We start from the raw sequence: 11,519 nt of genomic DNA, 5'->3' as shown, positions 1-11,519 counted from the left end.
TTTGCGAAATGAGTTGGTCCTATTCACGTACAAAAAAGCCCTCTTCTAAAAAGAGGACCTTCGTATAGGCTACATACTGCGAAGTCTGGCAATCCGTTCAGCCGGGTTCGGGTGCGTCGAGAACAGACCGCTCAGCTTTTTCTTAAGCGGGTCTGAAAAGTAGAGCGACGCCGAGGCGCGAGAGGCTTCCTTCACCGGTGTTTGGATATTCGCGATTTTCTCTAGCGCCGACGCGAGCGCATCCGGATTACGCGTCAACTCGGCCCCGCTCGCATCCGCCAAAAACTCGCGATTTCGCGAGATGGCCAAGTTGACGAGCGTGGCGATGAGCGGCGCAAGAATCAATAACACCAGCCCGACGATCATAAAAATCGGGTTTTGGTTGTTGTCACGGCGTCCACCGACACTTCGGAAGAAGAGCATCCGTGAGCCGATATCGCTCATGATGGCGATGACCGAGACGAGGGCGAGCGTCACTGTCGCCAATCGCACATCGTAATTTTTAATATGGGCGACTTCATGGGCGATGACGCCTTCGACTTCTTCTCGCGTCAACTGATCGAGCAGTCCGGTCGTCACGGCGACGGCCGCTTTCTCTGGTTTCAGGCCGGTCGCGAACGCATTCGGTGACGCATCATTGATGATAAAGATGCGCGGCATCGGGACACGCGCGACCATGGCCATGTTCTCAACCGTATGCCACAGAAATCGGTGCTGGTCGACCGAGGTGATTTCTTGGGCATGGTTCATCTTCATGACGATGTTCGTGCTCGACATGATGACAATCCCGATATAAAACAACGAGAACACCGGAGTGAAGATGAGGCCTGGGAGCGGGTCACCATAGTTCAAATATGAGATGACCACTCCAACGGCCAAGACGAGCAGGACGAATCCGGCCACGATGAACACGGTTTTGATTTTATTTTTACGAATTTGTTCATACAGGATCATCGTCGCCACCCCAATCCATTAGAATGAGACACGCACGTTTTCGCGTTCTTCCTCACGTGCTTCGAGCATGTCGCGTTTTTCAAAATTATGGACGGAGGCGATGATGTTCGTCGGGACCGATTCGACTTTCGTGTTATATTTCATGACCGTATTGTTATATAACTGCCGTGAATAGGCGACTTTATTCTCCGTCTGCGTCAATTCTTCTTGGAGCATCTTAAAATTCTCGTTCGCTTTCAAATCTGGGTATGCCTCCCGAAGCGCGAACAAATTCTTCAATGCGCCGCTCAATTGATCGTTCACTTCCATCTGTTCTTGACGGCTCGTCTTCGAACCGAGTTGATTCCGTAACTCAACAACTTTTGCGAGCGTCTCTTGCTCATGCTTGGCATAGCCTTTTACCGTTTCGACCAAGTTCGGAATCAAATCGTAACGCCGTTTCAGCTGCACATCAATCTGTGCCCACGCCTCGTCGACCCAGTTCCGATATTTGACGAGTCCGTTGTACATCGAAAAATAGATGAACGCCAAGACAACGATGATACCGATTGCGATAATCCAACCCATTTCGACACCTCATTTCATGATTTTCTCCTGTATTAATTCCCTTTTGTCGTATACCATAAGCATAACTTAGGGAATATGTAGAAAATGATTCATATATGCTGTGGGTTCTCTCACGAATTCATACAAAGGAGTGTCATCATGTCCGTTCCTACCATCGTTGTTGCCGTGAAAGCGGTGATTGTGCAAGACGACCACATGCTCATCATCAAACGAGCTGATGATGACGAGGTCAATCCCGGCACGTGGGAACTCGTCGGAGGCAAACTCGACTTTGGCGAGTCGCTCGAACACGCTCTTGAACGGGAAGTGTTCGAAGAGGCCGGTTTGCATGTGGCGGTCCAGCAATTGTTGTACGCCACGACGTTTTTGACCGCCCCGGATCGTCAAGTCGTCATCATGACGTACTTGGCTCACCCGGTCGCGACGACCGTCACCCTCTCCGAGGAGCACAGTGATGCCAGATGGGTGACGGCTGACGAAGCGCAAACCTTATTACATCGTCCGATTCTCGACGATTTGAATTCACACGACGTATGGACCTTGCTTCAACCAAAAATGATCAACGGACAGGAGTGTAAATCATGCTTGTGACTGACCTCGATTCACGCTTGACTGAGCTATACGACGAGATGGTGACGCTCCGCCGCCACTTCCATCAACATCCCGAACTTTCATTCGAAGAACGAGAGACACCTCGGACGATTGCAGCTTATTTGCGCGACCTCGGCCTCGATGTGCGCGAACATGTCGGTGGCAACGGTGTTGTCGCACGCATTCATGGCGGCGAAGGCCCGACCATCGCGTTTCGGGCCGACTTTGACGCCTTGCCGATTCAAGATTTAAAGGACGTCCCGTACCGCTCGAAAGTAAATGGCTCGATGCACGCTTGCGGTCATGATGCGCATACGGCGACGTTGCTCGTCCTTGCGAAAGCACTCACGGAAATCGACCTTCCGGGAGATGTCGTCCTCATTCACCAGTTCGCGGAAGAACTCGCGCCAGGTGGGGCCAAACCGATGATCGAAGATGGATGTCTTGACGGTGTCGATTATATTTACGGCTCTCATATTTGGACCCCGCTTCCATACGGGACGATTGGTGTGAAGACGGGACCGATCATGGCCGCGGCTGATCGCTTCGAACTGACCGTCAAAGGCAAAGGTGGTCACGGGGCCATCCCGCAACACACGGTCGATGCCGTCATGGTCGGAACGAATATCGTCAGCCAGTTGCAACAAGTCATCAGTCGTCGCATCGACCCGCTCGAACCGGCCGTCTTAACTGTCGGCACGTTCGTTGCCGGTCAGGCATTCAACGTCATCGCCGATGAAGCGAAGCTGTCTGGCACGGTACGGACGTTCACACCGGAGACGCAAACACGCATCATCGCCGAGATGGAGCGGACTATCGCCCATATCTGTTCGGCGAGCGAAGCGCACTACGAGCTCGACTATATCCGGGGCTACCCCGCCGTGATCAACCATCCCATCGAGACCGATCACGTCCGTCGCAGCGCCGCTCGCGTCGTTGGCACCGATGGCGTCATCGAGATGTCCCCGCTCATGGTCGGAGAAGATTTTGCCTATTATATGCAACACGTACCGGGCAGCTTCTTCTTCACCGGAGCCGGTAACCCGGAAGTCGGTGCCGTCTTCCCTCATCATCATCCCCGCTTCGATGTGGACGAACGGGCGATGCTTCATACCGCCCGCGTCCTCATGCAGGCGGCATTCGAGACATGGAACGCGCCTAAAAAAGAAGACTGACGCCGCGGCGTCAGTCTTCTTTTGTTTGTTCAGGCAACATCGATACGAGCACTTGGTCAACACGTTTGCCGTCCATATCGACGACCTCGAATCGAAGACCATATGCTTCGACAACGTCTCCCCGTTTTGGGAAATCGCCGAGCGCATAAATAACAAGTCCGGCAAGAGTATGATACGAGTTACGCCCTTCATCAAAACGATTGTCTCGAATTCCGAACGTCCGCTTCAAATCCTCAATCCCGAGCAAACCATCGGCCAAGTACGAACCGTCTTCACGGCGCACGACTTCCGGTGTTTCTTCTTCAATCATCACTTCGCCGACGATTTCTTCTAGAATATCGAACAATGTGACCATCCCGAGGAATCCGCCGTACTCATCGAGCACGAAGGCGATTTCGACGCCATTCTTTTGCATCATCTGCAACACTTGGCTCGCTTCTCGCTGTTTTGGGACGATGAGTGGTTGTTTGATTCGCTTCAAAATTTGTGAGGGCTCCCGAAGCGTCGATAATGTCAAAATGTCACGGACATCGATATAACCGACGAACTCGTCGAGCGTATCGCGCCCGACCGGGAGTTTATTGTGTTTACTCTCATAAATCGATTTCTTGATATCGTCCATATCGTCTTCAAGGTCGACCCATTCCAGCGTCGTCCGCGGTTGCATCAATTCATAAATCAGCTGGTCATGGAACGCAAACACACGCTCGACCTGCTGCACTTCCTCGTGTGCGAATGCCCCTTGCTGGGCTCCTTCGAACAAGAGTTGCTTGATTTCGAGCTCGGTCTCACCACTCGACTGCTCCGCTTTCAGGCCAAGCAATTTGAAAAGGAAAAGTGTCGACTTCGACAAAATCCAAATAAATGGTCGCATCACTTTACTAAATAAGTCGAGTGCCGGAATGATCGCCATCGTGACTTTTTCCGGAGCCACGAGCGCAATCCGTTTCGGCACGAGCTCACCGATGATGAGCGACAAATACGTAATAATCGTGACGACGACGACGTAACCGACGGTCGGTGCGTACTGGGGACTCATGCCAAGATTGGCGAACACATCGGCGAGCGGCGCCGAGAAACGCGCACCCCCGTAAGCCCCGTTGATGATACCGATCAACGTGATTCCGACTTGGACCGTCGATAACAGGTCGGTCGGATCTTTTGAATACTTGAGTGCGATTTCGGCACTGCGTTTACCACGGCTCGCCTCGACTTCAAGTTTGGCCGGTTTGGACGAGATCAGTGCGATTTCCGTCATCGCGAAAATCCCGTTCAACACGATCAAGAATAAAACGATCAGTAAATCGATCACTATGGAAGAATCCACTGTTTTCATCACCTCTGCGTATATTTCGTACTACAATCTCATCATATCAAAGATTTGTTATTCACCTGTACCCGTTTCACTCAAGAAAAAAGCCCCTTCAACGTGAAGTGGCTTCGGGTGCGGCTTCCTGATGCAGGGCCGCCGCTTGAGATTGTTTGAAGACGATGACGCCTAAGAGCAACACCATCAACCCGATGACCTGCCCTGGGGACAGTGACAACTGTTGCATCCCGAACGCTCCCGTTAAGTCGACGGCGAGCGCCCATATCAACTGAGATACGAGAATGATGGACACCGATAGCGTCGGTCCGAGCAATTGAATGCTTCGCATCACACAGAAGACGACACCGACCCCGAGCAACCCACCGAGCGCGTATATCGGCGAGATTTCGAATACGCCGTGAACATTACCACCGAACAAAGCGAGTGGGACGAGCGATCCAAGCAAGCCGACGATGAAGACGAGCACCGTTGTCGCCCATGCCCCCAGATGGGCGTTCATTTTGGCATTGACTGCAGCTTGTACACTAATGAATGCGCCGGCTACCGCCGAACAGATGATTCCTACTATCATGAGTTGCCTCCTTATTCGTACAACATGCCATTGGCACGTTCTTTTAATCGAGTCGCATCTAAAATCGTTACTTTTGTCCGCGTCTTTTCGACGAGTCCTTCATCCGCGAACGATTGTAACGTCCGATTCAAATGACGATAACTCGTCCCGAGCCATTCCGCCACTTCTTTTCGTTTCAACTGACTCATCTCGTCTTGGAACAAGTCGTTCCCTGATTCGCTGAGCGAGACGAGATATCCCGCCAATCGTTCTTCGAGTGTCGACATGAGATGGTTCGACGAGGCATTCGCCTCGATGAACAGTTTCTCAGATACGCCGCGCAGAAGATGCTCCGTGAACTCGATCGTTCGGTTATGCGTGCGGAGCACATCAAACGGCACGCGCAGACAGGTTACTGCCCCGACGGCCTCGACCGTGTGGAGTACGTTGCGTCCGCTGGCGTATTCGATATCCCCAATCAATGTCGGGGCCATCTTTAAACGGAGCAAGCGCAACTTGCCTTCCTCGCTCAACGTATAGATTTTGACACGCCCTTCTAACACGACGAAGAGAGACTCGATCGGGTTATCGTTCGTGCAGAGCATCGCTCCGGACGGATACGTCACAATCGTCGATGCCTCTAATGTTTGTTCCGAGAACAGGTGGGCCCACCCGAGTCGTTCTAGTGCTGCCTCTACTTTCATCCGTCTCCCCCTTACGTGAACGTGTAAATGCCAATCCCGGCGACCATCAAGGCAAGTCCTGTGAGCTGACCTTGGTTGAGCGGTTTCCGTTTCACACCAAACCATCCGTTCACATCAATCAAAAACGCCCCGATCAATTGGGCGACGAGCAAGACGCAGATCGCCCAAGTCACACCGAGCTGTTGAATAGCGGTCAGTTCTCCGAAAACGACAAACACCCCGAACAGACCACCCAAGCTATAGTACCAAGGTACGCGCCGAAACGCCGTCATGTCTGCATCCCGCTTGAACGCATAAATGAGAAGAGCAAGTACAAGACCAACGAGGTGAACGACCGTGACCGACATCCAAGCACCGACCGCGTAGCCGAGCTTGGCATTAAAAATCCCTTGCAATGCGATGAACGTGCCCGAAAGCACGGCAAATAACAGACCCATCCGATTTCCTCCTATCTCCTCGTCTGACTTTACGTGAGATGAGAAGGCTTGAAAAGGACATATGTCCGAAAAAAAGACAACTTAGGAGTAACCTAAGCTGTCTGTGGGATTATCCGAGCAATTTGACGATTTCTGCTCCGACTTGTTCTGAAGATTGCGGATTTTGTCCGGTAACGAGACGTTCGTCGACCGTTACGTTGACAGCCCAGTTGTCTGCGCCATCAAATTTTCCACCGCGCTCGCGCATCGCCGATTCAAGGAGGAAAGGTACCGCTGAGTCAAGCTGCATCTCGCGTTCCTCGGCATCCGTGAATCCTGTCACGCGCTTGTCTTTGACGAGCGGATCTCCGTTGCTCAAATTAACGTTGACGAGTCCAATCGGTCCATGACAGACGGCCGCGACGACGTTTCCGCCTTCATACGTATCACGGATGACACGCTGTAACGTTTCACTGTTCGGGAAATCAACGACCGTACCGTGTCCTCCCGGAAGGAAGACTGCGTCATACGTGTCATCGGCCACTTGATCGAGTCGCGCCGTATCTTTCAACAGGTGCTTCGTGTCCAACACCTCTTGCGGCAAATCGCCTTCTAGGCTGTTCGCATCGATTGGCACGTCTCCACCTTCGATGCTCGCTACTGTGACTTTATAACCTTGTTTCTCGAATTGAAGATACGGTGCAGCAAACTCCTCGAGCCAAAGCCCTGTCGCGTGACCGTTCTCCAGTTGATTCGCAGAAGTCGTGACAATCAGTACATGTTTAGACATTGCAAATTCCTCCTTCTAAATTAAGCATACGAAAGAGTTGTTCCCGCTGTGAGTTCATTCAAACCTTGGAACCCGTAACGCTACTCTTTTTTTGACCCGGTCCTATTTTTAGAACGGCAGAAATCCATCCACCATCTATACTGGTCTCATCAGCTGGCAGGAGGGAACGACCGTGATGAAGCATGTACTCGACTGGGGATTTCTTGCCGTCGTCGCTTTGATTGTGTTACTCGTGATTATTGGTGGGTTGTGAAGAAAGCCCAAAGCAGTTTCACCGAGATGTCACATGTAGGACTGTTTGAAGGAGGGGCTGTATCGGGAACAAACCTACTGTTGTCCTGTCGTCACTGTTACTTTAGAAAGGATGTTGAATATGTCAGAACGCGTATTTATCAGTCCGGCCAAGTACGTGCAAGGAAAAAATACAATCGATCGCATCGGGGAGCACGTTAGCCATTTTGGATCACAGGCTCTCTTGATTGCCGATGACATCGTCTGGCGCTTGATTGGGGAACGGGTGACCGATTCACTCAAGTCGAGCGGCGTGAACGCAGAAAAGGCCGATTTTGTCGGGGAAGCGTCCCGTCACGAGATTGAACGGATCGCCAAAGCAGCAGCAGAGAGCCATACTGCTTTCGTCATCGGAATGGGCGGCGGAAAAACGCTCGACACGGCGAAAGCTGTCGCCGACGAACTCGATGCCCGCATCGTCATCGTCCCGACCATCGCCTCAACGGATGCCCCGACGAGCGCCTTGTCCGTCATCTATACGGATGAAGGAAACTTTGAAAGCTATCGCTTCTATAAAAAGAATCCGGATTTGGTCCTCGTCGATACGAAATTGATCGCCGAGGCCCCGGCCCGATTCCTCGCCTCGGGGATTGCCGATGCGCTCGCGACATGGGTCGAAGTCCGGAGCGTCCTCGCCTTCGGCGGCAAAACGATGGCGGGTGGTGTCCCGACGATTGCGGCGGAAGCCATCGCCAAACGCTGCGAAGAGGTGCTATTCGATTACGGAATCCCTGCTTATGAATCGGTGAAGGCCAAAGTCGTCACTCCGGCACTCGAGTCCGTCGTCGAGGCGAATACACTTCTAAGTGGTCTCGGTTTTGAAAGCGGCGGGCTCGCAGCGGCCCACGCCATTCATAACGGCTTCACCGCCCTCCACGGAGACATCCACCATTTGACGCACGGGGAAAAAGTCGCGTTCGGCACACTCGTCCAACTTGCGCTCGAAGGCCGAACGCAGGAAGAGTTCGACCGCTACGTCGCCTTGTATATGGCGCTCGAGTTGCCGGTCACACTCGAAGACGTGAAGTTGAAAGACGCTTCCCGTGAAGACATCCTAAAAGTCGGTCAAGCGGCAACGGCGGAAGGTGAGACGATTCATAGTGGGTTCGATGTGACCGCTGAACAAGTGGCCGATGCCATCATCGCGGCCGACCGGTACGCTCGTCTCTATCAAAACAAATTGCAGTGAACAAGAACGAGGAACGGCTAGTTGAGCCGTTCCTCGTTCGTTTGTTTTCGCGTGACGAAGGAAAACGTTACCCCGATTGCCATGCAACTGACCGTCAAGACGAAAAACGTCAATTGGTTCGCATAAATGATGTTCGTGAACTGGTTCCATCCTGATGCGTACGCCGCATTCTCAGAAGCACGGATTCCAGCCCGGAGCGAAGCCGCTTGACCGGCGTTGATATATAGACCGATTCCAGCCATCACGAGGCTCCCGGCTAAAAGACCGACTCGTCCCAGGCGATGAACTGATTCGACCGCACGCCGAGCAAGCCGAATCGTAATCCAGATGAACAACAGGACGAACGGCCAACCGATGAGCAAGACGAGCACGTAGGGATTCCCTTCACCCGCCGTTTCTGTATAGGCGGCAGTCATCGTCTCGCCGAGTTTGAATAATACAAACGTTATGAGCGTGATGATGAACCACGCCTTGATCAATTTCTCCATGACAACACCTCACCCCCAGTATAACAAAAAAACACCATGCGCTTTCGCACACGGTGTCAGGTCAGGCTTTCGGACGGACTGCATAGTAGATCAAGATGACGAGCCACGTCCAAACGCCGGTGAAGATCCCGATAATCCCGACGATAAAGAACCCGAGCGGCATCATCGATTTCGTCCGATCATAGTCTTTCCACATGTTCGATAACCCTTTGATGTTGAAATACAAAAAGGCGAAGAACAAGACGAGCAACAATAACGGTAAACCAAAAATGAGTTCCATACGCTCACTCCTTTCTAGTCTCAACCATTCTCTTACATCCAGTGTACTACTTCCCGCTCTCCATCACATCGGGCTCGCGCAGTACAGAAAGCAGGTCAAGAGGCGGAGACAGTCCTGTTCACTATTCCCTAATTTCTCTTCTTTTCATCCCCTTAAAAACCGGGAAAAGAAGACTATCCAGCAAAAAGGGGGTCTTTCCTGTGAAGCTCATCCGTGTACTCCTCGTCCTGTTGCTCGTCTTCCCCACCACGTCCACCTTTGCCGCGACGCCTTCACCTCAGCCAGGCTATACCATCAAGACGACGAAATTGTATTGGCGGGCGATGCAATCGTCTCCGGTCGCCAAGACGCTTTTGACCAATACGCCTGTCCGCTACACGACCTACAACCGAAGCTGGTCGAACGTCTACATCAATGGCACACGCTACTACACTCCGTCTAGTAATTTGAAAGCCGGGATCCCAAAACTTACGGCTACAGAACGGCTTCGACTCGTCAATAAACAACACGGACTATCGAGCACGTATCGCTCTCGTCAACTCGTCACGTTGACCATCCCGACCGTCTATACAAAAGGAAGCGAGCGCACCCTCATGGCCGCTGAAGCCGCTCACGCCCTCGCTCGTCTCTATTATGCCGGTCGAAAAGAAGGACATACGCTGTATGCGCTCAGCGCCTATCGCTCCTATGCCACGCAAAAATCGCTTTACACGTATTGGGTCAATACCCGCGGCACGGCATACGCCTCAAAATATGTCGCCCGTCCCGGCCATAGCGAACATCAGACCGGACTCGCCGTCGATATGACGAGTGCGCGGATGCGGATGGGGCTCTATGCCTCGTTCGACCAAACCCCTGAAGGAAAATGGATGCTCCAACAGGCACACCGTTACGGGTTCATCGTTCGCTATCCGAAAGGCAAAGAGAAAATCACCGGCTACAATTATGAACCGTGGCATCTTCGTTATGTCGGTGTAAAAGAAGCGACGATAATCAAACAACAAAACTGGACGTTCGAGGACTGGTGGGCGAAACGTTGACGCGAGCATCTCGAGCGATTCATTGAATGCGTTCAAGGTATAATGGACGCGTACGATATCGCAGAGGAGGACATGTGCATGTGGATTGTCATGAACAAACTAGACGTTGAAAAAGGGAAAGTCGCTGCGGTCACGGCCCGTTTCCAGACGACGAAAGGCATCGAGTCGATGGATGGGTTCGTTCGGATGCAAGTGTTGACCGATACGTCGGACGAGACGAAAGATCAAGTCGTCATCATGACGACGTGGCGCGATGCGGCGAGCTTCGAAAATTGGCGTGATAGCGGAGCGTATAAACATGCCCATAAAAAACGGGACGACGGCACTTCTGAAGTGAAGCCCATCGTCCTTGGAAACACGGTCACCCAATATGAGGTCGCCATCGAGCACGGCGCCTCAACCGATGACGTATAAAATATCTTGCGGCCGGATGATCCCGAGCAAAGGTTCATCTTCTTGTCCTGTCTCGGTAATCAATAAGGCATCGAGCCGGACCCCGTCTTTCATGTTGATGAAATGATGATGCGCCTCGATGACCGACGTCTCTTTCGCGATAAACCGATACCGTCGCAGGTGCGGGTCGTGATGGAGCACGTGCTTGACCTGCACGCCTTCGAGTGACACACGAGGCCCGTCGACCGTTTCGGCGAGCCAACTGGTCACTCCTTTTTTCGTCAATAATCCGCGCCACGACCCGTCATGATTATAGACCGGGAACTGCGAGTAGTTCTTATCCCGAATCTCACCGAGCACGTCGACCAACGAGTCGTCGGCGTCGAACGTCGTCACGATTTTACGGAACATCGGAATGACTTGACGCGGGTGAAGCAACTCCCGTTCGACTTCAAGAATCAACTTGACAATCGATTCATGCGGTTCGGCGATAATGAAATCCGGCTCACGCCGCTCGTGAACGATGGCGTTGCGCAACTGACTCATCTGATGTAAATCTTCTTTATAGCGTTCGATAATGGGATTATGTTTGGCGAGACGATTGACCATGTTGCTGAAACTGAAATGCTGGCCGTCCCCCATCTCGCGACTCAAATGATCCTCGATCCGGTGATACGATGCGATAAATTCTTCTGCACGACTCATATATTCACACTCCTTATCGCCTATATATACCCTATTTTTTTCGGGTTCGAGCAGGA

At 52.2% G+C, this 11,519-nt stretch carries 15 protein-coding genes; 5 read left to right on the top strand and 10 right to left on the bottom strand.

The genetic code is table 11. The features are described from left to right. Window positions 1-69 precede the first annotated feature (69 nt). Both htpX and AC13H5_RS00875 read right to left on the bottom strand, forming a co-directional pair. A complete protein-coding gene (gene htpX, locus AC13H5_RS00880; RefSeq protein ID WP_034780909.1) occupies window positions 70-951 on the bottom strand; it encodes a zinc metalloprotease HtpX in 882 nt (293 codons plus the stop codon). A gap of 21 nt (window positions 952-972) precedes the next feature. Continuing rightward, the gene (locus AC13H5_RS00875) at window positions 973-1,521 is read right to left on the bottom strand and encodes a LemA family protein (protein WP_034780526.1); all 549 of its coding nucleotides are present in this window, start codon (window positions 1,519-1,521) and stop codon (window positions 973-975) included. Window positions 1,522-1,659: 138 nt separating this feature from the next. Here AC13H5_RS00875 and AC13H5_RS00870 point away from each other — a divergent pair, with 138 nt between their 5' ends. Together AC13H5_RS00870 and AC13H5_RS00865 are read left to right on the top strand one after the other, a co-directional pair. Continuing rightward, window positions 1,660-2,112, top strand: coding sequence for an NUDIX hydrolase (locus tag AC13H5_RS00870; protein WP_138860142.1), 453 nt, complete (start codon window positions 1,660-1,662; stop codon window positions 2,110-2,112). After that, window positions 2,103-3,287, top strand: a complete 1,185-nt coding sequence (locus tag AC13H5_RS00865; RefSeq protein WP_214797380.1) for a M20 metallopeptidase family protein — start codon at window positions 2,103-2,105, stop codon at window positions 3,285-3,287. Before AC13H5_RS00870 ends, AC13H5_RS00865 begins: the two co-directional genes overlap by 10 nt. Before the next feature lie 10 nt (window positions 3,288-3,297). Here AC13H5_RS00865 and AC13H5_RS00860 read toward each other — a convergent pair whose 3' ends face one another. The 5 genes from AC13H5_RS00860 to AC13H5_RS00840 all read right to left on the bottom strand — a co-directional run bounded on the left by AC13H5_RS00860 (window position 3,298) and on the right by AC13H5_RS00840 (window position 7,077). Beyond that, complete coding sequence (locus tag AC13H5_RS00860) at window positions 3,298-4,623, bottom strand: hemolysin family protein (protein ID WP_138860144.1); 1,326 nt, start codon at window positions 4,621-4,623, stop codon at window positions 3,298-3,300. Window positions 4,624-4,711: 88 nt separating this feature from the next. Further along, entirely contained in the window at window positions 4,712-5,188 is a 477-nt protein-coding gene (locus tag AC13H5_RS00855) for a DMT family transporter (RefSeq protein WP_131471707.1), read from the bottom strand. A gap of 11 nt (window positions 5,189-5,199) precedes the next feature. Further along, window positions 5,200-5,871, bottom strand: a complete 672-nt coding sequence (locus tag AC13H5_RS00850; RefSeq protein WP_084592951.1) for a Crp/Fnr family transcriptional regulator — start codon at window positions 5,869-5,871, stop codon at window positions 5,200-5,202. Between the two features lie 11 nt (window positions 5,872-5,882). Continuing rightward, window positions 5,883-6,308 carry a DMT family transporter gene (locus AC13H5_RS00845; protein WP_034780518.1) on the bottom strand — a complete coding sequence of 142 codons (426 nt, stop codon included), beginning with the start codon at window positions 6,306-6,308 and terminating at the stop codon, window positions 5,883-5,885. 109 nt (window positions 6,309-6,417) lie between these two features. Beyond that, window positions 6,418-7,077, bottom strand: coding sequence for a type 1 glutamine amidotransferase domain-containing protein (locus AC13H5_RS00840; RefSeq protein WP_034780515.1), 660 nt, complete (start codon window positions 7,075-7,077; stop codon window positions 6,418-6,420). Between the two features lie 373 nt (window positions 7,078-7,450). Here AC13H5_RS00840 and AC13H5_RS00835 point away from each other — a divergent pair, with 373 nt between their 5' ends. Beyond that, on the top strand, window positions 7,451-8,557 hold the full coding sequence (locus AC13H5_RS00835; protein ID WP_034780513.1) for a glycerol dehydrogenase: 1,107 nt from the start codon (window positions 7,451-7,453) through the stop codon (window positions 8,555-8,557). Between the two features lie 17 nt (window positions 8,558-8,574). Here the strand turns inward: AC13H5_RS00835 and AC13H5_RS00830 are convergent, their stop codons facing one another. Together AC13H5_RS00830 and AC13H5_RS00825 are read right to left on the bottom strand one after the other, a co-directional pair. Continuing rightward, on the bottom strand, window positions 8,575-9,045 hold the full coding sequence (locus AC13H5_RS00830) for a hypothetical protein (RefSeq protein ID WP_214797379.1): 471 nt from the start codon (window positions 9,043-9,045) through the stop codon (window positions 8,575-8,577). Between the two features lie 61 nt (window positions 9,046-9,106). Then, window positions 9,107-9,325 carry a hypothetical protein gene (locus tag AC13H5_RS00825; protein WP_034780509.1) on the bottom strand — a complete coding sequence of 73 codons (219 nt, stop codon included), beginning with the start codon at window positions 9,323-9,325 and terminating at the stop codon, window positions 9,107-9,109. Between the two features lie 200 nt (window positions 9,326-9,525). On the opposite strand from AC13H5_RS00825, the gene AC13H5_RS00820 reads away from it, so the two are divergent. Next, on the top strand, window positions 9,526-10,365 hold the full coding sequence (locus AC13H5_RS00820; RefSeq protein ID WP_214754372.1) for a M15 family metallopeptidase: 840 nt from the start codon (window positions 9,526-9,528) through the stop codon (window positions 10,363-10,365). Between the two features lie 78 nt (window positions 10,366-10,443). Further along, window positions 10,444-10,779 (top strand): antibiotic biosynthesis monooxygenase, encoded by a 336-nt coding sequence (locus AC13H5_RS00815; protein WP_034780505.1) that lies wholly within the window; start codon window positions 10,444-10,446, stop codon window positions 10,777-10,779. Here the strand turns inward: AC13H5_RS00815 and AC13H5_RS00810 are convergent. Continuing rightward, a complete protein-coding gene (locus tag AC13H5_RS00810) occupies window positions 10,762-11,463 on the bottom strand; it encodes a CBS domain-containing protein (RefSeq protein WP_214754374.1) in 702 nt (233 codons plus the stop codon). The genes AC13H5_RS00815 and AC13H5_RS00810 overlap by 18 nt on opposite strands. Between the last annotated feature and the right edge of the window lie 56 nt (window positions 11,464-11,519).

Source organism: Exiguobacterium sp. FD-YE-25-4 (genome assembly GCF_057004685.1).
The sequence above is the reverse complement of the archived record's forward strand: the minus strand, read 5'-3'. Positions and strand labels throughout refer to the sequence as shown.

Coding starts and splice junctions, on each gene's coding strand:
- AC13H5_RS00875 (WP_034780526.1), bottom strand. CDS start 1,521: ATGGGTTGGATTATCGCAATCGGTATCATCGTTGTCTTGGCGTTCATC.
- AC13H5_RS00870 (WP_138860142.1), top strand. CDS start 1,660: ATGTCCGTTCCTACCATCGTTGTTGCCGTGAAAGCGGTGATTGTGCAA.
- AC13H5_RS00865 (WP_214797380.1), top strand. CDS start 2,103: ATGCTTGTGACTGACCTCGATTCACGCTTGACTGAGCTATACGACGAG.
- AC13H5_RS00860 (WP_138860144.1), bottom strand. CDS start 4,623: ATGAAAACAGTGGATTCTTCCATAGTGATCGATTTACTGATCGTTTTA.
- AC13H5_RS00855 (WP_131471707.1), bottom strand. CDS start 5,188: ATGATAGTAGGAATCATCTGTTCGGCGGTAGCCGGCGCATTCATTAGT.
- AC13H5_RS00850 (WP_084592951.1), bottom strand. CDS start 5,871: ATGAAAGTAGAGGCAGCACTAGAACGACTCGGGTGGGCCCACCTGTTC.
- AC13H5_RS00845 (WP_034780518.1), bottom strand. CDS start 6,308: ATGGGTCTGTTATTTGCCGTGCTTTCGGGCACGTTCATCGCATTGCAA.
- AC13H5_RS00840 (WP_034780515.1), bottom strand. CDS start 7,077: ATGTCTAAACATGTACTGATTGTCACGACTTCTGCGAATCAACTGGAG.
- AC13H5_RS00835 (WP_034780513.1), top strand. CDS start 7,451: ATGTCAGAACGCGTATTTATCAGTCCGGCCAAGTACGTGCAAGGAAAA.
- AC13H5_RS00830 (WP_214797379.1), bottom strand. CDS start 9,045: ATGGAGAAATTGATCAAGGCGTGGTTCATCATCACGCTCATAACGTTT.
- AC13H5_RS00825 (WP_034780509.1), bottom strand. CDS start 9,325: ATGGAACTCATTTTTGGTTTACCGTTATTGTTGCTCGTCTTGTTCTTC.
- AC13H5_RS00815 (WP_034780505.1), top strand. CDS start 10,444: ATGTGGATTGTCATGAACAAACTAGACGTTGAAAAAGGGAAAGTCGCT.
- AC13H5_RS00810 (WP_214754374.1), bottom strand. CDS start 11,463: ATGAGTCGTGCAGAAGAATTTATCGCATCGTATCACCGGATCGAGGAT.